The organism is Enterococcus sp. DIV1279b (genome assembly GCF_050531515.1).
Classification (GTDB): Bacteria; Bacillota; Bacilli; order Lactobacillales; family Enterococcaceae; genus Enterococcus_D; species Enterococcus_D casseliflavus.
Genome location: NZ_CP172891.1, coordinates 2,794,182 through 2,819,457, shown reverse-complemented (window position 1 = coordinate 2,819,457; position 25,276 = coordinate 2,794,182). Strand labels below are relative to the sequence as shown.

The 25,276-nt window shown below is 42.4% G+C and carries 19 protein-coding genes; 15 read left to right on the top strand and 4 right to left on the bottom strand.

The features are described 5' to 3' along the window. The first annotated feature begins 6 nt into the window (after positions 1–6). Positions 7–1,431: a 6-phospho-beta-glucosidase gene (locus tag IGI71_RS13375; protein ID WP_231434905.1), complete on the top strand. Its 1,425-nt coding sequence runs from the start codon at positions 7–9 to the stop codon at positions 1,429–1,431. A 122-nt stretch (positions 1,432–1,553) separates the two neighbouring features. Here the strand turns inward: IGI71_RS13375 and IGI71_RS13370 are convergent, their stop codons facing one another. Continuing rightward, positions 1,554–2,438, bottom strand: coding sequence for an AraC family transcriptional regulator (locus IGI71_RS13370; RefSeq protein WP_201688482.1), 885 nt, complete (start codon positions 2,436–2,438; stop codon positions 1,554–1,556). Positions 2,439–2,570: 132 nt separating this feature from the next. Between IGI71_RS13370 and IGI71_RS13365 the strand changes: the two genes are divergently transcribed. Beyond that, complete coding sequence (locus IGI71_RS13365; protein ID WP_081117554.1) at positions 2,571–3,677, top strand: glycoside hydrolase family 88/105 protein; 1,107 nt, start codon at positions 2,571–2,573, stop codon at positions 3,675–3,677. A 39-nt stretch (positions 3,678–3,716) separates the two neighbouring features. Beyond that, positions 3,717–4,028 carry an L-rhamnose mutarotase gene (rhaM, locus tag IGI71_RS13360; protein ID WP_061053170.1) on the top strand — a complete coding sequence of 104 codons (312 nt, stop codon included), beginning with the start codon at positions 3,717–3,719 and terminating at the stop codon, positions 4,026–4,028. A gap of 155 nt (positions 4,029–4,183) precedes the next feature. Here the strand turns inward: rhaM and IGI71_RS13355 are convergent, their stop codons facing one another. The 3 genes from IGI71_RS13355 to IGI71_RS13345 are packed head-to-tail and all read right to left on the bottom strand — an operon-like array spanning position 4,184 to position 8,026. Next, a complete protein-coding gene (locus IGI71_RS13355) occupies positions 4,184–5,635 on the bottom strand; it encodes a response regulator (RefSeq protein WP_005234181.1) in 1,452 nt (483 codons plus the stop codon). Further along, on the bottom strand, positions 5,632–7,401 hold the full coding sequence (locus IGI71_RS13350) for a sensor histidine kinase (RefSeq protein WP_151195168.1): 1,770 nt from the start codon (positions 7,399–7,401) through the stop codon (positions 5,632–5,634). Before IGI71_RS13350 ends, IGI71_RS13355 begins: the two co-directional genes overlap by 4 nt. Beyond that, positions 7,370–8,026, bottom strand: coding sequence for a DUF624 domain-containing protein (locus tag IGI71_RS13345; protein WP_430615789.1), 657 nt, complete (start codon positions 8,024–8,026; stop codon positions 7,370–7,372). The genes IGI71_RS13350 and IGI71_RS13345 overlap by 32 nt, the downstream gene beginning before the upstream one ends. A 264-nt stretch (positions 8,027–8,290) precedes the next feature. On the opposite strand from IGI71_RS13345, the gene IGI71_RS13340 reads away from it, so the two are divergent. The 12 genes from IGI71_RS13340 (at position 8,291) to IGI71_RS13285 (ending at position 25,103) form a co-directional block, all read left to right on the top strand. Beyond that, complete coding sequence (locus IGI71_RS13340; RefSeq protein ID WP_060791387.1) at positions 8,291–9,601, top strand: ABC transporter substrate-binding protein; 1,311 nt, start codon at positions 8,291–8,293, stop codon at positions 9,599–9,601. Between the two features lie 189 nt (positions 9,602–9,790). Next, positions 9,791–10,750 carry a carbohydrate ABC transporter permease gene (locus IGI71_RS13335; RefSeq protein WP_016608843.1) on the top strand — a complete coding sequence of 320 codons (960 nt, stop codon included), beginning with the start codon at positions 9,791–9,793 and terminating at the stop codon, positions 10,748–10,750. 3 nt (positions 10,751–10,753) lie between these two features. Continuing rightward, positions 10,754–11,587, top strand: coding sequence for a carbohydrate ABC transporter permease (locus tag IGI71_RS13330; protein WP_005234188.1), 834 nt, complete (start codon positions 10,754–10,756; stop codon positions 11,585–11,587). A gap of 75 nt (positions 11,588–11,662) precedes the next feature. Next, positions 11,663–13,276 (top strand): glycosyl hydrolase family 28 protein, encoded by a 1,614-nt coding sequence (locus IGI71_RS13325; protein ID WP_231434788.1) that lies wholly within the window; start codon positions 11,663–11,665, stop codon positions 13,274–13,276. Positions 13,277–13,699: 423 nt separating this feature from the next. Next, positions 13,700–14,953 (top strand): glycoside hydrolase family 28 protein, encoded by a 1,254-nt coding sequence (locus tag IGI71_RS13320; protein WP_430615788.1) that lies wholly within the window; start codon positions 13,700–13,702, stop codon positions 14,951–14,953. A gap of 418 nt (positions 14,954–15,371) precedes the next feature. Next, on the top strand, positions 15,372–16,886 hold the full coding sequence (locus IGI71_RS13315; protein ID WP_010749864.1) for an extracellular solute-binding protein: 1,515 nt from the start codon (positions 15,372–15,374) through the stop codon (positions 16,884–16,886). Between the two features lie 267 nt (positions 16,887–17,153). Continuing rightward, the gene (locus IGI71_RS13310; protein ID WP_231434786.1) at positions 17,154–17,822 is read left to right on the top strand and encodes a DUF1961 family protein; all 669 of its coding nucleotides are present in this window, start codon (positions 17,154–17,156) and stop codon (positions 17,820–17,822) included. Further along, complete coding sequence (locus IGI71_RS13305) at positions 17,822–18,496, top strand: YesL family protein (protein ID WP_060791381.1); 675 nt, start codon at positions 17,822–17,824, stop codon at positions 18,494–18,496. The genes IGI71_RS13310 and IGI71_RS13305 overlap by 1 nt, the downstream gene beginning before the upstream one ends. Further along, the gene (locus IGI71_RS13300; RefSeq protein ID WP_060791380.1) at positions 18,471–20,984 is read left to right on the top strand and encodes a hypothetical protein; all 2,514 of its coding nucleotides are present in this window, start codon (positions 18,471–18,473) and stop codon (positions 20,982–20,984) included. Before IGI71_RS13305 ends, IGI71_RS13300 begins: the two co-directional genes overlap by 26 nt. After that, entirely contained in the window at positions 20,969–21,916 is a 948-nt protein-coding gene (locus IGI71_RS13295) for an ABC transporter permease (protein ID WP_005234199.1), read from the top strand. The genes IGI71_RS13300 and IGI71_RS13295 overlap by 16 nt, the downstream gene beginning before the upstream one ends. 11 nt (positions 21,917–21,927) lie before the next feature. After that, positions 21,928–22,806 (top strand): carbohydrate ABC transporter permease, encoded by an 879-nt coding sequence (locus tag IGI71_RS13290; protein ID WP_005234200.1) that lies wholly within the window; start codon positions 21,928–21,930, stop codon positions 22,804–22,806. An 86-nt stretch (positions 22,807–22,892) separates the two neighbouring features. Next, a complete protein-coding gene (locus IGI71_RS13285; RefSeq protein WP_231434784.1) occupies positions 22,893–25,103 on the top strand; it encodes a helix-turn-helix transcriptional regulator in 2,211 nt (736 codons plus the stop codon). Positions 25,104–25,276: the final 173 nt, after the last annotated feature.

The following is a 25,276-nucleotide window of genomic DNA, read 5'->3' as shown; positions in this document are numbered from 1 at the left end:
AATAACATGGGATTATCAGATGATTTTTTATGGGGCGGTGCAACGGCTGCCAATCAAGCAGAAGGTGGTGTATTAGCAGGAGGACGTGGCTTATCAAATGTCGACCTCTTACCAACTGGTCCTGATCGCGCAAGAGTCGCTGCTGGTGAGTTGGAGATGTTAGAATGGCAGGAAGATTCTTTTTATCCAGCCCAAACGGCCATTGATATGTACCACCATTATATGGAAGATATTACCCTTTTTGCCGAAATGGGTTTTAAAGTGTATCGGATGTCACTTTCTTGGTCAAGGATTTTTCCAAATGGCAATGACGAAGAGCCCAACGAAGAAGGACTGCTTTTTTATGAGAAAATCTTCAAAGAATTGAGAAAACATCAAATCGAGCCATTGGTCACGATTGCCCACTTCGATGTTCCGCTGCATTTGATCAAGGAATTTGGGGGCTGGAAAAATCGTCGGCTCATTGATTTCTATGTGACCTATGCGGAAACCGTCTTCCAGCGCTATCGCGGGTTGGTCAAATATTGGCTGACGATCAATGAAATCAATATTTTGCTGCATCAGCCTTTTGTAGGTGGCGGGATCGTCTTTAAAGAAGGGGACAATCGTCAAGAAATCAAATACCAAGCAGCGCATCATCAGTTAGTCGCCAGTGCCTTAGCAACCAAAAAAGCTCATGAGATCGATCCGACCAATAAAGTCGGCTGTATGCTGGCTGGCGGCAGTCATTATCCTTATACTTGCCGACCTGAAGATTACCAAGAAGCAATCAATCGTGATCGCGAAGGCTATTTCTTTATCGATGTGCAAGCCCGAGGCAAATACCCCAATTATGCCTTGAAAAAATTTGAGCGAGAAGGCTTAACGATCAAAATGACACCTGAAGACGAGGCGATTTTAGCGGCTTCTCCTGTTGATTTTGTCAGTTTTTCTTATTACTGTTCGCGAACGGTCAGTGCCCATCCAGAAGACTATGCGCAAGCGACCGGGAATCTCTTTCCATCAATTAAAAATGAACATCTACCATCGACTGAGTGGGGGTGGCAGATTGATCCGTTAGGACTGAGAAATTCATTGAATCAATTGTATGATCGCTATCAAAAACCGTTGTTTATCGTAGAAAATGGGTTAGGGGCGATCGATACCCCTGATGAGAACGGGTTTGTCGCAGACGATTATCGGATCAACTATTTAAAAAAACATATTCAAGCCTTCAAAGATGCGGTGATGATCGACGGCGTGGAACTACTTGGTTATACTACTTGGGGTTGTATTGATCTTGTAGCAGCCAGTACCGGTCAAATGAGTAAACGCTATGGCTTTATCTATGTGGATCGAGATGATCAAGGCAACGGCACCTTGAAACGAACCAAGAAAAAATCCTTTGAGTGGTATAAAAAAGTGATCGCTTCAAATGGGGAAGTTTTATAGCATACAAAAAGAATGACACATTTCCTCGTGTCATTCTTTTTGTATTGTGTCATCTAACATCAGGAAAGGGAAGCAACAACTCTTTTTTCACGAGCCAATGATTGGCGCTTTGCAACGGCTTGCTATTTTTTCCCTACAAAATGCGCAAAACGGACAAACTGATTTTGGGCTTCTTCTTGTAAAAATTCTTTAGGTGTCAGCTGAAATTCTTGTTTGAAGCATCGTAAAAAATGGGTATAGGAGTTGAAGCCGCAAGCTTCGAAGGTGGCGGTGGCGCTTCTGGTTTTACGTAAAATTTCTTTGCTCTTTAAGAGTCGTTTCTTGACGACATAAGCATGAAAGGCGACGCCAGTTTCTTTTTTGAAGGTCCTCGAAAGCGAGTATGGGCTCATGAAAAGGGCTTTGGCGACGGTCTCTAAGGAGAGATCAGCGGTCAAATGCTGATTGATATAGGTAATGGCAGCCAAAATGTCTTTATTTTTATAGAGTGAGTCGGATAAAAACAGCGGTTCTTTTTCCTGATAGGCAATCGTATTGATGGAAATCAAAAACGCGATCAAATGATTTTGATAAAGTAAGTCGGTGCCATAATTGCTATCCGTTTTTTTGCGCAAAGGTCGCAATAGCTGGTCTAGTTGGTCGGCATCGATCGATAAAATACGACTGTTGATGCCGCCGTTGCTACGAAAACAGGCAGTGAGATCTGTTTGGGTAGTGGAGAGGGCAGTGAGATAACTAGGATTGATATACAGGTAGGTTCGCTCGAAAAAATCAGAAGTTTGATGGACGATTCGATGCAAGACATTCGGAGGAATCAAGATGATCGTACCAGGTTCTAGAGGGAATTCTCCGCCATCGATAAAGAAGACCGCTGATCCTTTTAAGGTACAGTGAATCTCATAAAAACTATGGTAATGATAAAGGGTATTGTTTTCTTCTACGATGTCTTTGATATGAAAGGCCTCAAAACGATCGTTGATCATCGTATCCGCACTTTGCTTCTCCATGATTGGCTCCTTTCGTACTCGTTTGTTTTTATCATACAAGAATAGATAGTAAAATGTCAATAACTGCTATTTTTGTGTAAATGTAAGCGTGTTACGATCAATCTATCAAAGAGAAATGAGAGGATGAACCCAATGGTGATTTTAGAACAGTTATTTGTGGAAAAACGTGTTGTAGAAGAAAAAATTGATCGCATGATCGAAAATTTAACGACGATCAAGGATGATAATGGCGAATTTCTATTAGACTTTGACGGCTTGATCGTTGATGATAAAAGCTGGGGGATTTGGAACTGGCCGCAAGGGGTGGGACTATACGGCATTTATAAAAACTACCAAATCACCAAAAATCCCAAAGCGCTCCAAGTTGTGGAAGAATGGTTTGAGCAGCGGATGTTAGAAGGCGCGCCGCCTAAAAATGTCAACACGATGGCGCCGCTTTTGGCAATGGCGTATCTTTATGAAGACACCAAAGATTCTCGTTACTTGCCGTACCTTGAACAATGGGCGGAATGGGTCATGCATGATATGCCGCGAACCGATGAAAATGGTCTGCAGCATGCGACCTATGGACCAGAAAATCGCAACCAGCTTTGGGACGATACCTTGATGATGACCGCTTTGCCTTTGGCGAAAATTGGCATGTTGCTGAATCGTCCGGCCTATATCGAAGAAGCAAAACAACAATTTATGATCCATATCAAATACTTAGTTGATAAAAAAACTGGTCTTTGGTTCCACGGCTGGACCTTTGAAGAACGCCACAATTATGCGCAAGCGCTTTGGGCAAGAGGCAACTGCTGGATCACCATTGCGATTCCTGAGATCATTGACATTCTCGACTTGCAAGAAGGAGATGCGTTACGAGGCTTCTTGATCAATACCCTCTTAGACCAACTAGCTGCCTTGCAAGAAATGCAAGATGAAAGTGGTTTGTGGCACACCTTGTTAGATGATCCTAGCTCGTATGTGGAGGCTTCTGCGACGGCTGGTTTTGCCTATGGGATTTTAAAAGCCGTTCATAAGCGTTACATTGACAAAGCTTGGGAAGATGTTGCCTATAAAGCGTTAGCCGGTTTGATCGAACAAGTCGCAGAAGATGGAGAAGTCCAAAATGTTTCCATCGGTACTGGAATGGGAGAAGACTTGGCGTACTACAAAAACATCGCGATTACAGCAATGCCTTACGGGCAATCACTGACAGTTTTAGCATTTACTGAACTATTGGTTTCATTTTGTTAAGCAGAACACCTTACGTAATAAAGAGAGGAGCAGACAAAGATGATCAAAAAAGCGATTCGGATGAAGCTACATCCTGGTTATGAAGCAGAATATGAAAAACGGCATCGCGAACTATGGCCAGAACTAAAAGAGCAGCTCATAGCACACGGGGCGAAAAGCTACCAGATTTTCTTAGATCCAGAAAGCCTTGCGTTGTTTGGCTACCTTGAGATTGAAGATGAAACCCGCTGGCAGCAGTTAGCGGCAACCGAGATCAACCAAAAATGGTGGCAGTACATGGCAGAACTTATGGAAACAAATCCGGATGATTCGCCAGTGACACAGGAGTTAAAGGAAGTCTTTACGCTGTAAGCTAGACAAAAATGTTTATTTCTTAAAACGAACACGGTCGCATCAATTGTTTGACATCAATTACTGGTTAGTCAAAGAGGTAGTTCGCTCACGAATGTGAGCGGACTACCTCTTTTGTTGAAATAGCAACACAGTCATTTCGGATAGAAGAAACGTTAAGAGAGAAGTGCTTTTTCTTGCTGCTTCAAAAATTTCTTTGGTGTCATACCGGTAATCTTTTTAAACGTTTGAACAAAATATTCGGGGGCATTACTAAAGCCCGTCATCGCTGCCACTTCGTAGACTTTGTAGTTTTTCTTCAGCAGTTCTTGTGCTTTTTGGATGCGGTATTCGGCTAATTTTTGATTGAAGCGAATCCCGGTTTCTTTGTAATAGGTTTTTCCTAAGTATTCAGGATTTAAGTACAAAAGATGGGCGGCGATCCATTTCAATGACAATGCTTCATGGTCATAATATTCTTCGATGATCAGGTTGACTTTTTGGGACAGCTGCATGTTCTCGCTATCGTCTAAGCTGCCCCGCATCAAATCGATACAGTGAAGCAGCATAAACTGGAGTTCGTGCCAATTATTCAAGAGCATGATCTTTGGGGAATAGTCATCAAAGTAGATGTCTTTTTTGATGCGATGGTTTTCAAAAATTGCCGATAACAAATCGTTGACCTGCAGCCGCAATAGTTGGACAGGGTAAAGCTCCATGCGACAGGTAGAAAAAAAGTTTTCCGTAAGAACTTGGGCTAAAGTCAGTTCGCCTTTGTCGATCAATGCCAAAAGTTTTTCACGGTATTCCATATAGAGACTATTTTCATAGACATTTTCTTGTGAGATTTGGGCTTCTTGGATGACTTCAAAGGTATCAAAATAAAACTCCTTATCCAAGTTCCGCTTGCCTAAATGATAACTGAGTAAAAATTTTTCGGGGGTTTCGACCCAGCAATTGATGGCGATCCCTTTTCCTAGATGCGCAGCCTGTACCTTCGTTTTAAAAAAGAGATTAAAGGTATTTTCCGTACTGAAGTTCAGGATATAGCCAACTTTGTTTTGATGACCGATCACCAACTCGTGATGGTTCTCATAGCTTTCGATCCGCTTGGCGATGGCGTGATAGAATTTCGAATCAAATAAGTACATACAAAATGGAAAAACGAACGATTCAGGCAGCGGTTCTTCTCCGCAGCTATTGATGTATTGTTCAATTTGTTGTTTTAAATAGAGGGTAGATTCCATTTGACGACGTTCAGAACGTTCGATCGTCTCAGCCAACGCTTCTGAAAGCTTGCTCGGAAAAACAGGTTTTTCAAGGAAAAATTTGACCCCTAAAGCCATCGCTTCTTTGGCAAAGGAGAAGCTGCCAAAGCCTGTCAAAATAATGATTTGAATCGCAGGATTGATGGCTTTTAATTTTTTGATCAAGGCAAGTCCATTGACTTTAGGCATATTGATGTCGGTAATCACGATGTCGATGGTGTTTTGCTGACAAAATGCCAAGGCTTCTTCACTGTCTGTGTAAATTCCTTTGACCACTAATGGGAAATCAAAAGAAGCAACGAGGTTAGCCACACCATTTGCTATCAAGGGTTCATCGTCAACAACGAGGATATTTTTCATGTTTCACTCACTCCTTTTAAGGGGATCACAAAGCGCACCGTCGTCTTTTTGAAGGGAATCGAGGAGACGATGGCTAAGGACGCTTGATCACCATAATGCAGTTGCAATCGTTTTTGAATATTGGTCAATCCGATGCCGCCTTCTTTTTCAATCGAGAAGTTGGCTTTAAAACCAGGGCCATTGTCAGAGACACTGACTTGGAGAAAGGTTGCTTGTTGTTCAATCGTAAGGACGAGGCGACACGTCTCCTTCATATCATTGACGGCGTATTTAAAGACATTTTCAATCAATGGTTGAATCAGTAACTTAGGAATCTTAAAGGACAAGTCATTCACCAAAATTACTTCGATATACTCGATCCGTTTCCCGAAGCGAACGTTTTGAATATTGATATAGGCGTGCACGATATCTAATTCATCTTGTAGCGTTGTGAAGTCAGACTTGGTATCGATTTTTTTTCGAAACAAATAGGCAAGGGAGGTGACCATCTCTGAGATCTGCCACTGCTGATTTTCAATGGCGATCCAGTTGATCGAGTCTAACGTATTGTATAGAAAATGTGGATCTAATTGCGCTTGCAATCCTTTAAATTCGATTTCTTGGGACAATATACGCATTTCATAATTGTCCTTGATCAAGGCATTTAATTCATCGATCATCGTATTGTAGCTTTCATAAAGGACCATGATCTCTTCTTGACTATTTTCTGGGACAGCGAGGGTCTTTAAAGAGGCCAGTTTTTTCGTTTTCCGCAGAACGGCCATTTGCGAAGCCAAGTCAGCTAAAGGGCGGGTCAGCTGATTGCTTATTTTCCGAATCACAACAATAATCAAACATAAAAAAGGCAAACTCACAGCGATGGAAAGGCCTTGTAGTTTATAAAGATCCGCTAAGACTTGGTTTTCAGGCAGTAAATAAATGAAGGTCATATTCGGCATCGTCTTCCGATCCATTGCATAGTAGTACTGGCGATTATCAAACGTCATGGAGCCGATCGATCGCTGGAAGGTTCCCATTTTCTGCTGCAAGGTATTTTGATCCGCAGCGAGGGTTTGCTCGTCATTTGCGGTACTATAAAATTGGTTCTGATACGCCATGAAAAATTGGTTTTGTTCAGAGACGATAGGAAGACTTTCGATCTCGTTACGAAAGAAGGACGTATTGACTAGAAATATCACCGTACCAATATAGGTTAAAGAAAGATCGGCTGTTGAATAGATTTTTCGCAGGTAGACACCTTGAGAAAGGTCTTTTGCAAAAAACCAACTCCCTTTGGCAGGCTTATCGGGCAAAGTCTCGATCATATCTTTGATGGTTTGGCCATTAAAGATATGGTCGGTCTCGGCTAGAAAGTTGATCATGTTTTCGTTCGTTGGGGTAAAGAGATAGACGTTTTGAATCGTTGATTCATTGCGTACGAGGGCGTTGATTTCTGCACTTAAGGCATTCTTTTGGTCGATCGCCTCTAAGGATTGCAAGGAATCTTGTGCCAAGATCCTTTGCAGGCCATTTTGGATCGGTGCACTATCGATAATGCGAAAAGAGAGGGTTTCGACGGCAGTTAAACGTTTGGCAATATTTGTTGAAATGATCGAGACATCTTTATACGCGGCTTCTTTCAGCTGCGCCATGTAGACTTGTCGCCAAACTAAGGTCAGGAGAACAGCCAATGAGACGATAATTGCCACCGTCGCAAAAAAGACAAAATGTAACTGTCGCTCAAAAGGCTGCTTTTTAAAGTGATTGATCAGCTTCTGGGACTTCATGGACACTGCCTCGCTTTGCTTGCAATTGTTTGGTTTTTTCCATCATCTGACCATGAAAAAATTCAGCGAAAAACAAGAAAATCACCAGTCCAAAGACGAGTAACAAGGAGGTTTTGGCAATCAATAAGAGAAACAATAAATACCAGGTAAACAACAAGGCAAGGCCTTGCAGTGGGTAGCGAAAGACTAGAAAGATACTGACGTACAAGGTCTGTTTCCAAGCGTGTTGTTCGGCTTTGGCATAGGTCATAAAGCTGATGAATGCAGTGTAAAGGAGGAGAATCGTTAAAAGTAAATAGACAGGACGCAGCCAAGCCATTTCAGTCGGGAAAAAATGAGTAATCCGTAAGTTAAACAACAACAGGAGTACTGTACTTAATAGTCCAATGCCAAAAAGGGAAAAGGTGCGAAAGGCTTGCTTGTAGGCTTGCCAGAAGGCAACAGCTGAATAGTCATGACCAGTTTTACGAAAATCATGTAAACATTTGATCGTGACAGCGGTGGCAGGACCGAAGCCAAAAATCCCCAACCCTAAAAGGGTAAAGAAAAGCCATAAAAGGTTTAATTTAGCAAAATAATCTGTTACCGTAAAAAGACGAAACAGTCCGGTTTGTATTTTTTTCATTGTTTCCACCTACCTTGTTTTTTGAAAAGTAAGCCTTTTCAACGCTAGTATAGCATAGTATATTGGAAAAAATAGAGCATGTCTGTTTTTTTACATTTTTCATCTGTTTTTCTATTTTTTTCTAGCTATTGCCGGTGAAGGCTTAGCCTTCAGCAAAAACGGCAGTCTAGTTTTTCACATATTTGCTCTTGTTTTTTCATTTTTATTAACGAGGATTTCCATTACAATCACCTTGTAAGCGCAAACAAAAAGGAGTGTAGAAGAATGAAGAAAACTTTTTTAAAAGCAGCGAGCTTGTTGTTTCTTGGTGCGACCTTAGCAGCTTGTGGCAACAACGGCAATAGTAGCGGAAGCTCAGAAGCTGATGCAGATGGGAAAACGACGATTTCCTTTACCTGGTGGGGCTCAGAAGTCAGACACGAGAAGTATATCGAATCGATCAAAGAATTTGAGAAACAAAATCCTGACATCAAAGTTGAATATGAATATGGTTCTTGGGATGACCATTGGAAAAAACTAGCAACAAAAGCGGCTTCTGGAGAATTACCTGATGTGATCCAGATGGATGTGCAGTACATTGCGCAATATGGAACGAAAAATCAATTAGCAGATATGTCGGAATTTATCGGCAATGAGATTCAAACCGATGATATCAAAGAATCGATTTTAGCAACTGGCGAGTTAGATGGAAAAGTTTTTGGCATACCAACTTCTGTCAATACGATGGCGATGCTCTACAATCCATCATTGGTAGAACAAGGGGGCACTGGGATCGACTTTAGCAATTATACCTTCGATGACCTTGTAGAAAGTACGGCAGCGATCGCTGAAGCAACCGGTGATTATGGTTGGAATGATAACAATGACAACAGTACGATTTTGCAATACTTTTTACGTACTAAAGGCGAAGATCTATACCAATACGATGCAGACGGCAAACCAGAGATCGGTTTTTCCAAAGAAAACTGGGTTGAATTTATGGGGGCTATCGCGGACCTTACGGAAGCCAAAGCAATGCCAACCGCAGAAGTGACTAGCAATGCCAACAGTATGGATCAATATCCGTTTTCACAAGGAAAAGCAGCCTATATGATGACTTGGTCCAATCAATACTTGACCTATAAGGCCTCCGCCGCAGAAGATGTCGAAATCAACTTGGCTCGTCCATTCGACTCAGAAAACGGGGCGATGGCGTATCGCCCAGGGTTCTTTTATTCGATCGCGAATGCTTCTGAATCAAAAGAAGCAGCTGCGAAGTTTGTTGACTTTTTAGTGAATAGTGAAGAAGCCAATAAGATCATCGGTACTGAGCGGGGGATTCCTTCCAATGATGCCATCAAAGAATTGCTTTATGCCGACATGACACCAGAAGAACAAGAGTCCTCTGATTTCTTAGATGATATTGCAGACATCGTCGGTGATCCATCCCCAATCCCACCAATTGGGTTTGCTGAAATCAACACGTACTTTAAAGAGCTGTACGCAGAGATCACTTATGGCACGATGACACCAGAAGAAACTTATGATGCCTTTACGCAACGCTGCGAAGAAATTTTTGCAGAAAACTATCAATAAGCATAGCTGTGGCGCCTTTACTGACTTTTTCAGTAAAGGCGTTTTTTTAGGAGAAACAATGGAGGCAAAAAATATAGGTCCTCTAGTTTTTCACATTTCTGTGCTTTTTTTTCTATTCATTCTTAAGAAGCACTTCGTTAAAATCAACTTGTAAGCGTAATCAACTATAGGAGGTAGGAAGTGAAAATTATGGAACTACAATCAAAATCACCCACGGCAAAAGAGCCTGGGAAACTCAAAAGCTGGTTTAATCGATTACCAGAATCAAAACAGAATATGGTTACAGGCTATTTATTTATCTCACCCTTCATCATTGGCTTTTTTGCTTTTATTATCGTCCCGATGGGGATTTCTCTTTTTATGTCTTTTCACGACTATGATTTATTGACAGAGGCGCAATTTGTTGGCTGGAATAACTTTAAGACGATTTTTACGAATGATCCCAAGTTTGTTCAGTCACTGACTGTTACGCTGAAATATGTTGTGTTGGCAGTCCCTTTACGGCTGATCGTCGCATTAGCAGTGGCGATGCTGATCAACCGCCCATCGAAATTAAGCGGTGCTTATCGGGTATTATTTTATATCCCTTCGATTTTAGGTGGGAGCGTGGCGGTATCGATCATGTGGCGGAATCTTTTTGGCGATTCAGGGTTGATCAATGGCGTACTAGCGGCGATCGGCTTAGACCCGATCTACTTCTTTAAAAGTCCTGGCTTAGCGTTGATGACCTTGATTTTATTAGCAGCGTGGCAATTTGGCTCGTCGATGTTGATTTTCTTATCCGGTTTGAAAAATATTCCGAAAGATTATTATGAAGCAGCGGAAATTGATGGGGCAGGAAAAATCAGACAGTTTTTCAATATCACGGTTCCAGTCCTGACACCAATCATCTTTTTCAATCTGATCTATCAAACGATCATGGCCTTTTTGACGTTTACACCTGCGTTTATCATTTCGAATGGGACGGGTTCACCTCGTAACGGCACGTTAGTCTATTCCTTGTACATGTATCAACGAGCCTTTACCGATTTCAAAATGGGCTATGCTTCAGCCTTAGCGTGGATTTTACTGGTCATCGTTGGGTTGATTACGATTCTGTTGTTCGCAACATCGAAATTTTGGGTGTTTAAAGAAAACGAGGAGGTTTGATTGATGCGTGAACAAAAACAAAATTATTTCTTTGATGCCGTGATCTTAGTTGCTGCATTACTGATGCTTTATCCGATTTTCTGGCTGCTGTTTAGTGCCTTTAAACCTAGTAGTGACATTTTTCGAACGGCAACGGAGTTGATCCCCCGAAGCTGGACGTTAGAAAACTTTACCAAAGGGTTTGAAGGGATCGCAGGGATTCCCTTCATTCGCTATATTTTCAACTCGTTGCAAATCGCGTTGATTTCAATGGTAGGGGCGGTCTGTTCTTCGGCTGTCATTTCTTATGGATTTGGTCGAATTCCTTTCAAAGGAAAAGGCTTTTGGTTTGCTTGTATCTTGGTCACGATGATGCTGCCGCAAGAGATCATCATGGTGCCTCAGTATCTTTGGTTTAATCAATTAGGCTGGCTTAACTCGATTCGTCCGGTAACCGTTCCTTCATACTTCGGACAAGCTTTCTTTATTTTCATGATGGTTCAATTCGTCTCTGCGATCCCGACAGATTTAGATGAAGCAGCAAAAATGGACGGCTGTGGACGGGTCGGTATTTTCTTCCGTGTGATTCTACCGTTGATGAAGCCTTCCTTGGCAAACGCTGCGATCTTCTCTTTCTATTGGAAATGGGAAGAACTGATCGGGCCGATGCTGTACCTTACACGTCCGCAAAACTACACGGTATCGATTGCCTTAAAGCAGTTCCTAGATGCTAGCAGCACCTCCAATTGGGGAGCGATGTTCGCGATGTCTGTCGTCTCCTTGCTGCCTGTGTTGATCATCTTCTTTATTTTCCAAAAATACATTGTTGAAGGCATCAGCACGACTGGTCTTAAATAAGTGTGGAAAAAGATATTCGCTGTTTTGGAATATCTTTTTTCTATTGAATGAATTCGTTGAAGAAAGGACAAACCGATGCAACCATTTCAAGTAATTGATTTTCATGTCGTACCAAGCACGATCGGCGCTCATCAAGCGACCCTTACTTGGGAGAAGCCGCTGCACGCCCAAGCTATTTTTGGTTATCAATTGTTTTTAGACAACGATTTGATCCAAACCAGACCAACAAACAAGACGCATTGGACGTTGACAAACTTATCTGCCGATCAAACGTATCAAGTAACGATCATCTGCCTCGATCATCAGGGGTGCCTGCTTACAAATACCGCAGTCACGACGACCTTTCGTACAAAGAAAAAAAGTGTTTTGTTAGATGTTACGCAAGCACCCTACCATGCTGATAGCGCAGGCAAAGAAGATAGTACCACCATTCTCCAGCAAGCGATCAACGATTGCCCTAGCAATGGCACTGTCTGGATCCCAACAGGGGCGGTGATCCTTTCTGGTGCTTTGGAGCTAAAAAGCAATATGATTTTTCAGGTAGATGGCACATTGCAAGCAAGCCTCGACATAGAAACGTATCGGGTTGCCCCTCACGAGTATTTAGGAAGCGTGAATCAAGAGGGCTTACCATTAAGCCGTTATGAAGGCTGGGAATTGTTTTGCTTTCGTTCATTGATCAACATTGGGTATATCGATCAAGGCGATCGAGGGCGTATCGTTTGTGAAAATGTCCGTCTTTGTGGCAAAGGAACGATCATTGGTGGCGGGAATCCATTAGGACTGGCGATGCGAAACTCTTATGCAGACCGTGAACAGTATCCAGAATATGTTTCTGATGGAAAACCTGGAAGACGAGTAAGGGGACGTTTGATCTGTATGATGCAGGCCAAAAACATCCATTTGACAGAGCTGACGTTGAGTGACCCACCATGCTGGACTGTCCATATGATTTATTGTGACACCGTTGTGACCCACGGGGTGAATATTCAGTCCAAAGGCATCGACAATGGCGATGGTTGGGACCCAGATTCTTCGCAAAACTTGCTGATTTTTGACACCGTTTTTGATACGGGTGATGATTGTATCGCAATCAAATCTGGCAAAAATCCAGAAGGAAATCAGATCAATAGACCAGCGAAAAATATTCGGCTGTTTGATTTGGCTATTCGAGGGGGACATGGCATCGCGATTGGTAGTGAGCAATCTGGTGGTGTCGAAAATATCTCCTTTCGAGATTGCCAGCTGACCAATACGCTTTATGGGCTAGAATTGAAAGCGCAGAATGATCGTGGTGGCTATATTCGTCAAGTGACAATCATCGATTGCCTGTTGGATCGTTTCATGGCTCATCCTGTTGCTTACAATGCCGATGGTCAGGCAGCACAACAGTTACCAATCATTTCGGATATTTTGGTCAAGAATACCCGTATCGTAGGGCAGAACCCTTTGGTCGAGCTAAAAGGGTTTGTCGATGAACAAACACAGCAGGTTTCACCTATCCAACGCGTTGTTTTTGAGTCAGTTGCCTTTGAATCAGCTAAAGGGCAAAAGAAAATGATTTTTGAACAGTGTCAGGAGGTCAGCTTTAAAGAGGCAGCGATCATTGATCGAGCGGCCATAAGTGACACAATAAGTTGCCAAGAAACAGTCGAACTATCCATGGTGGGGCAAAAGAAACGCACGTAGAACAAGCTTTTGAAAATGATCTGCGTTGGTTCTCCCAATGAGAAACAGTTAGGTAAGCACCTTATTTCCTCCATTGACAGGTTGCGCCTTTTTGCTTTTGTAGACAAAAAGGCGCATTTTTCTAACAAGAAAGGACGTTGCAAAAAAAGACGATTCCCAGAAATCAAAAAGAACTTTCTTTTCCCGCTAAGGGGACTATAGTAAAGAATGTAGAGAAAAAAGACGCCAAAAATACATGGGAAAAGACAACGAGATGAGCCAAGAGGAACGCTTTACTTGATGGGCAGCGCCAGTAAGAAGCACTTAGTTCTATCCAAATAAACGATAGATGAAAAAAGGTTGGCGATGCGCAAATTTTTCAAAGTCATGGATATCGACAAACCTATTTGTAGCGTAAAACAAAAGCGCAGGAGGAAAGCAAGAATGGAAGACATCACGCAATTATTGCAACGAGAAATTGACCAAGCATCAACTGTGCAGGGAACAGTGATTACACCACCCGGCGCCTATCAAATCGGCGCACTGTTTTTAAAAAGCAATGTGCACTTGATTGTCTCAGAGGATACGATTCTGTATGGTAGTCAAGAACTGACCGATTATCCCGAAGTAAATAATCGGGTCGCAGGGATCAATATGAAGTGGCCTGCAGCGATGATCAATGTTTTTCACGCAGAAAATGTCATGATCTCGGGAAAAGGAAAACTTGATGGTCGTGGAGAAACATGGTGGCAAACGTTTTGGGGAACAGATGAAGCCAGCGGGATGATGGCGGATTACGCAAAGAGAGGCTTATGCTGGGCAGCAGATTATGATTGCAAGCGTCCACGGAATATCCTTGTTTATGAAAGTCAGCAAGTAACCATCAAAGATATTTCGTCGGTACAGTCGGGTTTTTGGAATACCCAACTCACGTATTCTCACCACATATTGATCGACGGCATCACGATAGACAATGGGAAAGGGCCTAGTACCGATGGCATCGATATTGATTCCTGTGAAGAAGTCACGATTCAAAATGCTCACATTTCCTGCAACGATGACAATATCTCGATCAAGGCGGGACGTGGAGCAGAAGCCTTAGCCCAGCAAAGAAGCTGTCGGAAAATCACGATCAAAGACTGTCAGTTAGGGTACGGTTCAGGAATTGCCATTGGCAGTGAAACCTCAGGTGGGATCGAAGAGATCAAAATCCAAAAAGTCGTCTTTGAGCAAACTGGCGCAGGGTTTCGGATCAAATCCGCCAACAATCGAGGTGGATTTATACGCAAGGTCACTGCTTCGGATTTAACGATGAAGGATGTTGGCTTTCCTTTTCTCTTACAAACAAATTGGTACCCAGATTATAGTTATCCAGAACTGCCAGCTGATTATGCGGAAGAGATTCCCGACTATTGGCACAAATTGATGGCACAACCGGCTGTTCCAGTAGGTCCAGCAAAGGTCTGCGACATTACTATTGAAAACGTGCAAGCTACCAAAACAGGACAACAAAGCGTGCGTGCTTTTTTCATCGAGGCCAGCCCAGCAGAACCGATCCGCAATCTAACATTGAAAAATCTTTCCATCCATGCCGATGAGTTCGGCAAGATTGCAGGGGTTGAGAACTTAAAGATGGTGGAAACGAAGTTCACTGCGTTAGCGCCAACCTTGGATCAAAATGATGTGTATGAGCGGTAGTACTCTTTCTGTCAAATATGAATAAGTGGTGATCCGCTTAGTACTACAAAACTGATGAATTATCAAAGAAGACCAATGAGTTGGTCTTTTTTTCATGATAAGATGTTCCCAAAGCTCTAACGAATAAGAACTTCAGTACTTAGGCTATGCTTTCTATAACTAGAATTTAAGAATGATAGGAATCAGAAAAACTGCGATAATAAGATTGATTGAGCGAACTAAGAACACGAAGAACTATTTATTCTTTTTCCTATAATTTACGATACCTGCAAATGTAGAGCAAAACTCCCTATCTAGCCATATATCAACGATTAACAAAAAATGTCAATTGCTGGAAATCCTGCTTTTCGTTATGCTTTTGGTATTGAAAGCGGTTTATTTAATCGGGCTCAACAACAAAATCTAAGGAGGAAAAGTAGTGAAAAAATTAAGTACGATTCTTGGTTTGGGGTTACTATCAGTTGCCTTTTTATCGGCATGTGGGAAGGAGGAAGCAGGTTCCACAACAGATTATGATACGATTTCGATTTTATCGCCGTACATTGAAACTGAACCACCTGCAAGTGACAACGAGATTTTGAAGCAATTAGAAGCTTACACTGGCAAAAACATTGATATTACCTGGGCACCCAATACATCCTACGAGGATAAAATGAATATTACGTTAGCTTCGGATGATATTCCAGAAGTGATGGTCATTCAAGGAAAATCAGGAGGGTTTATCAAGTCAGCAGAAAATGGCGCTTTTTGGGATTTGACCGACTATTTAGCTGATTATCCTAATCTCTCTCAATCTAACGAGGATGTTTTGCGTAATTCTTCTGTGAATGGCAAAGTGTACGGAATTTATCGGAAACGTGATGCGATGCGGACGGCGGTGATCATCCGAAAAGATTGGTTAGAAAACTTAAACTTAGATGTACCAGAAACGATCGATGATCTCTATGAGGTTGCCAAAGCATTTACTGAGAACGATCCCGATGGGAATGGTGAAAATGATACGTTTGGTTTGATTATTCCCCAATGGCCTGGCTCGATCAATTCAAATAGTCCTTACGATGTGTTAGCTACTTGGTTTGGGGCAGGAAATGCTTGGAAAGAAATAGACGGCACTTTAGAGCCATCCTTTATGCAACCAGAATACCTAGAATCAATGCAATTTGTTAAAGATATGGTGGAACAAGGCTATGTCAATCGTGATTTTGCAACTATGGCAGCAGATAAATGGGATGAGCCGTTTATCAATGGACGTGGTGGGATCATTATTGATACGTATTCACGAGCAGCACAAATCAGTAATAAATTATTGCAAGCTGGAGAAGAAGACCTCGTCGTCTTTACAGGGAATTTAAAAGATAATAGCGGTACGATGAATGCGTTACCGACAGATGGCTATTCTGGTTTCTTGGCGATTCCTAAGTCGAGTGTCCAGACAGAGGAACATCTAAAAGAGGTGTTGACGTTCCTTGATAAATTAAATGATAAAGAAGCACAGGTATTGCTGAACAACGGAATCGAAGGAATCAATTTTGAAGTAGTGGATGGAATGTCCGTCGCATTAGAAGGATCAGAAGCTGAAGCGTTAGCCAATGCGGTCAAAGGGTACTCACAAATTGGGATGAATGTAACGGAAGATACCCTGTACTATATTGCTAAGCCTGATACAGAAGCGGCTACTGAAAGCTATGAAAAACGATTGTCATTGATGGAAGCTGATTTAGAGCACGCTGTCTTTAACCCAGCAGCCTCCTATAATACAGATACGTATGTAACAAAAGGGGCACAGCTTGATCAGATCATTAGTGATGCGCGGGTTCAATTTATTGCAGGACAAATCGATGAAGCGGGTTGGGAAGCTGCGATCGAACTTTGGAAGAATCAAGGAGGCACGCAGCTGATGGAAGAAACGAATGCCCTTCATCAAGCACAATAACGACAGTCGAAGAAGGTTGAGTGGATCTTGCTCTCAACCTTTTTCTTTTTCAATGATTTTTTTCAGCTAATAAAATGGAGTAATAGTCAGGTGAGACGAGACAGGTAGTAAGAAATCAGAAAAGAAAAAATGGAAAAAAACAAGTGGAAACCCTGATCTAACGCTTGATATCAAGGAATTCAAAAAAAGTCAATTGTTAGAAATGTAGGTCAAGTTTACTATGAAAAGAGAAAAGTAGCTCATATACGCATAAAAGGAGAAGAAGAAATGTTAGCGAAATTGATCTATGAAAATCCGCTGAATCAAGCAGCAGATATTCAACACTTTATTGCTGAAGGAGAGCCCAAGATTACTTTCCAAGACGGGATGATTCTGGCGAATACGTATTCTGAAGAATCAAACAAACAACCACATTTTGTTTTATGGCTGCCTCAACAATTTCCAGCGGACCTACGAATCACCTGGCAGTTTCAACCACTGGCTGAACCAGGCTTATGTATGCTCTTTTTTGCAGCAGCCAATCGCAAGGGTGGCTCGATCTTCGATTCTGGAGTACCCAAACGAACCGGGGCATATCCCGAGTATCATTCTGGAGGGATCAATGCTTACCACCTTTCTTATTTTCGAAGAAAGTATGAGGAGGAACGGGCGTTTGAAACGTGTAATTTGCGCAAAAGCCATGGGTTTCATCTGGTCGCCCAAGGCGCAGATCCACTTCCGAGTGTAGCAAATGCCCGAGGGTTTTATCACCTAAAAATCGATAAGGTAGGTGCAACGATTTCCTTTTGGATCAACGACTTATTGGTGTTAAGGTACCTTGATGAGGAACAGTTTGGTCCCGTATTAACCAAAGGAGCGATCGGATTTCGGCAAATGGCGCCAATGAAGGCCCGCTATAAAGACTTAAAGGTATATTCCTTAGAGGAGGAACGGTGATGAATTGGCAGAAAGCATATCAAGCAGCAGATTTTGTCTTTTATTGTTTGCTGATAAATGTAACCGTTATTATAGGTGCACTAGTAGGTGGGATCATCTTTGGACTGGCGCCTAGCGTACAAGCAGGATTCCACGTAGCAAAGAAAACCCTTAAACAGGAATCGCCGCCTTTTTTTCAAACGTTCTTTGGGTATTACCGCAGGAACTTTTGGCGATCGAATCGCTTGGGCTTACCGATCATTCTCTTTTATTTGTGCCCCATGGTGGTGATCCAGCAAGGATTTTTAGCGGCATTGACTCAAACAGGCTTGATCCTATTGATCGTTAGCCAATGCGTCGCGATCGCTGTGATCAATACATTGCATAGCATGTACGAATATTATGTGCTCCCAACGAAGAAGTACCTAGGCGCTTCGCTACGCTTTCTTTTTTTTCAACCTATTGGCACCTTTTTAGGCGTCCTTTGGTTTGGGATTTGTAGTACGATCAGCTTTTTTCTCCCCGGTCTCCTTCCTTTTTTAAGTATTGGGATGTGGATCATTGGCACAATGGGGATTTACTTGAAATTATTTGATGAAAATGAACAAAAGCTAAAGCAACAAAACGATGCAGTTCAACCTGCAGAGAGGGAAGAGGAGGAGATCGAACATGGCATTGAAATGGCTCAAAAATAAACCTAAGGGAAAACGTGGGCTGAGTTTTGGGTATCCATGGGAAAAAGGGGCTTTACAACCTGAGGTTCTAAGGGAGGAACTGTTTTTGCTGGGGGAGGAGCCGCTGCAAACGAAAGTACTGGCTTACTGGCCAGATGGCAGTGTGAAATGGACAGGACACAGTGGTCTGGTGGCAGAAACGACGCAGTTACTTTTTCAAAGAAAACAGCGTGTCCAGAAGAAACAGGCGATTGCTAGGGAAGCTTACAACGGTATTTATTTTGACAACGGTACGATCAAAGGCTTCTTCCCGAAACATGGGGAAGGGAAAAATGTATTGGACTGGGTAGCGGTCAATGGGCAGAAAAAATTGCAAGATCTTCACGCAATCCTGCAATACCAAAACAAAAAGGTGCAGTCCAAAGTAACGGACTTGATGTTGGAAGAAAATGGTTCCGAGAAAGCCGTTATCAAAGTATCGGGCGTCATTGAGATCAATCAAGAAGTGGTGCAAGAGTTTATTTTACGGTTCCGTATCTTTCGCGAAATCAGCAAATTGGAAATCATTCATACGGTCATTATCATCAAACCACTTGTTTATGAAGGCATGGGGATAGCATTTGATTATGCGTTCACAGGTGAAAATTGGAATCGACAAGTCAAATTTATTGCAGATGCTGTGTATCATGAAGCGGCGCAATTGTTACTTTCACGGCGACACTATCAGCAAAACATTCCCTATCAAGAACAAGCCAGTGGCCAGCTCGTTTCATTGACCCCAGCGGACGAGCCGATGCTGTCTCATGCGGTGGAAAATGCTATTTGGGACAATTTTCGGGTCAATCAAATCAATCATCGGTCATTTGAATTAGAAAAACAGACCGAAGCTGGGTACTGTTGGTTGCCCATTGGGGATGGCGAGCATTATTCAGGTACCTTTTACGCTGGGGGAGAAACCGGCGGCGTTGCTTGCAGCATGGAGAAATTTTGGGAAAAAGCACCATCTGCGATCGAGGTGACAGGCATCACCCAAAAAGAAACCCAAATCACGATGTGGCAGTGGTCACCGAATGCCAAGCCAATGGATTTTCAGCACTATTCCAAACGGGATCATATGCTTAGCGGATACGAAGGAATGGAAGAGATTCGTTCGACCGCAGTTGGTGTAGCAAATACGACGCGTTGTTGGTTGGATCTATATGAAGAAGCCCCGTCAGAAGAAGTGTTGCTGGGCTTAGCTCAAGAAAACCAAGAACCTGCCCAGATCGTTTCATTGCCAGAGCGTTATCAAGAGACGAAGGTTTTTGGCAGGATCAGTTTACCAGATGAATCAACGAAAACGAAACAGTTGCTGGAGCAACAATTGGCTGAGATGCGTCAATTCTATTTAGCAGAAGTCCAACAAAGAAGTTGGTATGGCTATTGGAACTATGGTGATGTCATGCATACCTATGATCAGTTTCGACACCAATGGCGCTACGATCTTGGTGGGTACGCTTGGCAAAACACTGAATTGGTCCCTAACATGTGGCTTTGGCTAGATTTCTTACGGACTGGTGATCCAAGCGTCTACTATCTGGCTGAAAGCATGACGAGACATACTTCAGAAGTCGATCAGTATCATGCTGGTGAATACAAAGGATTAGGGTCACGGCATAATGTCGTTCATTGGGGCTGCCAAGCAAAAGAAGTTCGAATTTCAATGGCGGGTCTCCATCGCTACTACTACTATTTGACAGCGGATGAACGCATTGGGGAGATTATGGAACAAGTCAAAGACAATGAAACCTATGCTTTTGATGCGTTACCACCGATGCGCGAGTTTTATGAACGAGAAACGAAGCGGATACCGATTCGCATCGGACCAGATTGGGCTGCGCTAGTCTCGAACTGGTTTACCCAGTGGGAACGGACGAATGATCCTGTTTACCTTGAAAAAATTCGCACGGGCATCACCTGCATCAAAGCCATGCCCCAGCGCCTATTGTCTGGTCCCACAGTGTTATTTGATCCACAAGACAAAACCTTATCTTATATGGGAACTGGGAATTTTGGCGGCTATCACATGGTCATCTCCTTTGGGGCGCCGCAAGTTTGGTTAGAACTTGCTCAAGTGCTGGAAGACCCCGAGTGGACAGAGATGTTAGGGGAGTTTGGCTGGTTTTATAGCTTGAGTCCTGAGAGAAAAGCAGAAGAATCAAACGGGGGACTGACGGAACCTCATTTTGCCTGGCCAATGTTTGCGTCGACGATGATGGCCTTTGCTGGGCGAGTGCGTAACGATCAAGCAATCAGTCAAAGGGCTTGGCAGTTATTGCTTGATAATGACAAATCGGGTGTTCCATTGCCGATCGAAGCGACCATTGAAGCAGCGACAACGTGGAAAAAAATAAAAGAAATGCCGTGGGTATCGACCAATGTGTTGTCACAGTGGGGTCTAAATACGATTTGTTGTTTAGCACTGATCGGAGCGGAGTTAGAGGAGGAGAATGAATGGAAACAACAATAAAAAAAGTGCCGAAAACGAAAGAGCAATGGGGGAGTTTTCTCAACCATTTTAAACAAAATAAATGGCTCTATATTTTGACGATTCCCGGGATCATCTATTTTGCAGTATTTCGTTATGCACCGATGTATGGGTTGATCATTGCTTTCAAAGATTATGTGCCTTTTTTAGGAATCGCAGATAGTCCATGGGTCGGAACACAAAATTTTATGGATTTCTTCAATAATCCTGATTTCTTTCGGATCTTGTGGAACACGTTGATGATTGCCTTTTTAAACATCTTCTTTTCGTTTCCAGCACCCATCTTTTTGGCACTGTTACTGAATGAATTGCGCAACAAGCTGTTTCAGCGGACCATTCAAACCTTCGTCTATGTACCACATTTTCTTTCATGGACGATCGTCGTTAGCCTTTGGCATATCTTATTCAACATCGATCATGGAGCGATCACTCAATTTATCGCTTCGTTGACAGGCGTTGAAATCGACTTTCTCTCAGACCCGCAATGGTTCCGCCCCATGATCGTAATGCAATCGATTTGGAAAGAGATCGGTTGGGGGACCATTATTTATTTAGCTGCCTTATCAGGTGTGGATCAGGAACAATACGAAGCCGCGATCATGGATGGTGCAGGACGTTTTCGTCGTGTGTGGCACATCACTTTGCCTGCGATTCGTTCGACGATCATCATTATGCTGATCATGCGGATCGGGTCGATTTTGTCTACTGGGTTTGATCAGATTTTCTTGATGACCAATCAGTTGAACCGAACAGTAGCAGATGTTTTTGATACGTATGTGTATATGATGGGGATCACCAATGGCGCTTACAGTTACTCAACAGCCGTCGGATTATTTAAATCGATCGTTGGGATCATCCTCGTACTTTGTACCAATAAATTAGCGAAACGCTTTGGCGAAAGCGGCTTATACTAAGGAGGAAAAAGATGGATACTTTACACAATACGAAGGCAGGGAAAATATTTGACATTTTTAATGCGCTATTTTTGGCATTGATTGGGTTATTCATGGTGATTCCTTTTATTTATGTGATCGCCGGTTCATTTGCTACGGAGTTAGAATTGACCACACGTTCGTTTTTCTTATGGCCAAATGAGATCAGTCTCGACTCCTATCGCTTTATTTTTTCAACCAACACCTTTATCCGTAGTTTGCTTGTAACGGTCGGCGTTACCATCGTTGGCACGCTGGTGCAGCTTTTCTGTACCTTCACCTTTGCCTATCCTTTATCACGCAAGCACCTAAAAGGACGGAACACCTTGTTGAATCTCGTGATTTTTGCAATGCTCTTTTCAGGTGGGATGATCCCAACGTTTATCGTGGTGAAAAATTTAGGACTGATCAATTCTTATTGGGCATTGATTTTGCCAATCGCGATCAATCCGTTCAACTTAATGATCATCAAAAACTTTTTCCAAGAAATGCCGATCGAGTTGGAAGAATCCGCCAAGATGGACGGCTGTACGGAACTAGGGATCTTATGGAAAATCATTTTGCCTTTATCAAAACCAGTGATCGCGACCTTCACCCTTTTTTACGCCGTTGGTATCTGGAACGACTTCATGAGTGGATTGCTCTATATCAACGATTCAGCAAAATGGCCGATTCAGTTATTGTTAAGACAGATCACGATGGCCTCCAGTGGTGCCAATGCGTTAGCAAGTATGGACCCAAACTATGTGCCGCCTGAACAAGGAATCAAATTTGCAGTCATCATTGTGGCGACTTTGCCAATTTTGATCTTCTATCCGTTTTTGCAAAAACATTTTGCCAAAGGAATGCTGATTGGATCCGTCAAAGGATGATACACTTCAATAGTTGTGGATAGGTTGTCATGCGTTTTTTCGCATGACAATTTGTTACATAAAATCTATTACAAGGGTGTTTGGGAATGAAGTACTTTAAAACAGGCGGTTTTCATCGAAAACTGCAGCTAGCCAGTCTATGGATCGTCGTGCCGCTATTAGCCGTTGCAATCTTTTTGCATGCCTATTTGATCGGACCATTACAACGATCGTATCAAGAACTAAATAATCGCCAAGTCGAAGGAATCGTTAGTAACATCAACCAACAGTTCTCGCAGCTGGAAGTGACTTTAAGCGTTTGGGGGCAATCGTTTCAAAGGCGCTACCAAGAAGATTTATTGGAAACGACAAATTATCAGACGCTGATCCAGCTGTCGGAAGAATTGTTTTATTTAACAAATAGCTCCAATTATGTCAATCGAATCGGTATTTATTCACTAGGCGAGACGCCTTTTGGGATTGAAAGTGGCGGCACGTATGAATTAACGCTCGAGCAAACCAAAACAGCATTTGAACGCTATCGGATCGATAATGGTAGGCAGTACCAGTGGAAGATCATTGAAGAAGAGGATGAATTGATTTTTGTACAAAACATTGATAGCCAAGGCGAAGATCAGCCTAAAATTTTTTTAGTTGCAACGATCGACGAGCAATCATTATTAAAGTATTTTTATGATACCCAAATTGAAAATGGACTCGCAGCGATTTCCTTTAATCATGAGAGTTTTCGTTTTATTGGCGATCAGAACTTAGCAAATGTTATCCAACCACTGAGTGAAGAGCATCAAGGAACCTGGGTCGAATCGATCAATGGCAATGATTATAGCATGATCGCCGTAAACAGTACGCGGCTCAACCAAATATGGACCTTTTATACCGTTGTTCCCTTAGCATTGATTACCGAGCCAGTCACTCATTTGGCTAGAGTGCTGATCGTCGTAAGTATTCTTTTTATTGCTTGTGTGGCAGTCATGAGTCTCTTTTTAGCCAAAAAACAATACCAACCTTTTGAAAAAACAATGGATCAGCTCTTTGGTAATACCCAATGGAAAAAAGAAAACGATCTGGAGTTTTTGGTGGACCGTTGGCAACAATTAAGTCGTGAAAAAGGATTGTTACAAAATCAGGCGGAACGCTTTCAAGATTCGCTGAAGCGACAAGTGATCCAACATTTGATGGAAGGGTATTATGGCTATTTGTCAGAGGAAGAATCGCAACAATTACTGCAGCAAAAAAACTGGCGCTTAAGTTACCAAGGGTATCGCTTGTTTTATTTCCAACTCAATGATCTATTAAGCAATCAAGCAAATTCCCAAGATGAAACCCACATTTTGTTTGCGTTAGAAAACATTATAGCGGATGTCACAGCTATGTTTTTCCCAGAATCAACCATCGTTTCGTCAAATGAAGGACGGATTTTGGTTTTTGTGGTCAATCAAGAGCAGCAACTGACAGATTACTTCACGATGGTCACCAAGCAAATCAATTTGATCGTCTGCCGTTATGTCACCATCGTTAGTTCGCAACAAGAAACTGAGATTCGCAAGTTGCCTGAAGTTGCCCAACGTCTCAAAAAGCAAATCCATCTGCAACGGTTGATTCCCGAAAATCAAGTGCTTCAAGGAGAGAACATGCGCCCGCTGCCGAAGTATTCTCTTTCGCAAGAAAATTTGATTTTAACAGCGCTGAAAAGTGGCTATCATGAAGAATTGCAACGAAGTGTCCAGCGATTTTTGGAACAGGTCGTGGCAGAAAACAATCAACAGGCTGCGGTGATCTATGTGGTCAATCGACTGTATGATCAAGTCGATTACCTTTTAAATGAAAATGGGGTCTCACGAACGGATTATGTATCGAAAACGGTTGTGTTAGAGCGAATCGAACGACTTTTAGCCATCAATCAGATCCAAGCCTTTTTGTACCATCATTTCTTAAAGCCCGTCTCCATCCTCTGGCAAGAAAATGTCGCTAATTCTTATAGTGAAATGATCCAAAAAGTAGCGGAGTACATCCAATCTGATTTTCGCAATGAACAAATTTCCTTAGAATATGTTGCGGATCGTTTCGAAGTAGACCCAATCTTTTTGAGTAAGGAGTTCAAGCGTGCCAAGCAGGTCAACTTTATTGATTATTTAACCAATGTTCGCATCGTAGAAGCAAAACGGCAGTTGCTAGAAACCGATCATCAAATCAATGAAATCGCAGAAAACCTTGGGTATAATCCCAGTTACTTCAATCGTTTATTTAAAAAGTGCACGGGAATGACCCCAGGACAATATCGAAAAGGTCAGAGCTGATCACTGTTGGTTGCTGCGGAAAAGCTCGTATTTTCGCAGCTTTTGCTCTGATTTTTCCATGTTTTCGTCAGCCAATGTTTTGTATAATAGAAAAGAAAGCGATTTCTGATGCAGCTTAAGTTCAGCAAGAAAACCAGCGGACTTGTCAAAGCTGTTGGAAATCTGATAGTAAA

Bases quoted from the DNA above. Each gene is read 5' to 3' on its own strand.
- IGI71_RS13375 (WP_231434905.1), top strand. From the start codon at position 7: ATGGGATTATCAGATGATTTTTTATGGGGCGGTGCAACGGCTGCCAAT.
- IGI71_RS13370 (WP_201688482.1), bottom strand. From the start codon at position 2,438: ATGGAGAAGCAAAGTGCGGATACGATGATCAACGATCGTTTTGAGGCC.
- IGI71_RS13365 (WP_081117554.1), top strand. From the start codon at position 2,571: ATGGTGATTTTAGAACAGTTATTTGTGGAAAAACGTGTTGTAGAAGAA.
- rhaM (WP_061053170.1), top strand. From the start codon at position 3,717: ATGATCAAAAAAGCGATTCGGATGAAGCTACATCCTGGTTATGAAGCA.
- IGI71_RS13355 (WP_005234181.1), bottom strand. From the start codon at position 5,635: ATGAAAAATATCCTCGTTGTTGACGATGAACCCTTGATAGCAAATGGT.
- IGI71_RS13350 (WP_151195168.1), bottom strand. From the start codon at position 7,401: ATGAAGTCCCAGAAGCTGATCAATCACTTTAAAAAGCAGCCTTTTGAG.
- IGI71_RS13345 (WP_430615789.1), bottom strand. From the start codon at position 8,026: ATGAAAAAAATACAAACCGGACTGTTTCGTCTTTTTACGGTAACAGAT.
- IGI71_RS13340 (WP_060791387.1), top strand. From the start codon at position 8,291: ATGAAGAAAACTTTTTTAAAAGCAGCGAGCTTGTTGTTTCTTGGTGCG.
- IGI71_RS13335 (WP_016608843.1), top strand. From the start codon at position 9,791: ATGGAACTACAATCAAAATCACCCACGGCAAAAGAGCCTGGGAAACTC.
- IGI71_RS13330 (WP_005234188.1), top strand. From the start codon at position 10,754: ATGCGTGAACAAAAACAAAATTATTTCTTTGATGCCGTGATCTTAGTT.
- IGI71_RS13325 (WP_231434788.1), top strand. From the start codon at position 11,663: ATGCAACCATTTCAAGTAATTGATTTTCATGTCGTACCAAGCACGATC.
- IGI71_RS13320 (WP_430615788.1), top strand. From the start codon at position 13,700: ATGGAAGACATCACGCAATTATTGCAACGAGAAATTGACCAAGCATCA.
- IGI71_RS13310 (WP_231434786.1), top strand. From the start codon at position 17,154: ATGTTAGCGAAATTGATCTATGAAAATCCGCTGAATCAAGCAGCAGAT.
- IGI71_RS13305 (WP_060791381.1), top strand. From the start codon at position 17,822: ATGAATTGGCAGAAAGCATATCAAGCAGCAGATTTTGTCTTTTATTGT.
- IGI71_RS13300 (WP_060791380.1), top strand. From the start codon at position 18,471: ATGGCATTGAAATGGCTCAAAAATAAACCTAAGGGAAAACGTGGGCTG.
- IGI71_RS13295 (WP_005234199.1), top strand. From the start codon at position 20,969: ATGGAAACAACAATAAAAAAAGTGCCGAAAACGAAAGAGCAATGGGGG.
- IGI71_RS13290 (WP_005234200.1), top strand. From the start codon at position 21,928: ATGGATACTTTACACAATACGAAGGCAGGGAAAATATTTGACATTTTT.
- IGI71_RS13285 (WP_231434784.1), top strand. From the start codon at position 22,893: ATGAAGTACTTTAAAACAGGCGGTTTTCATCGAAAACTGCAGCTAGCC.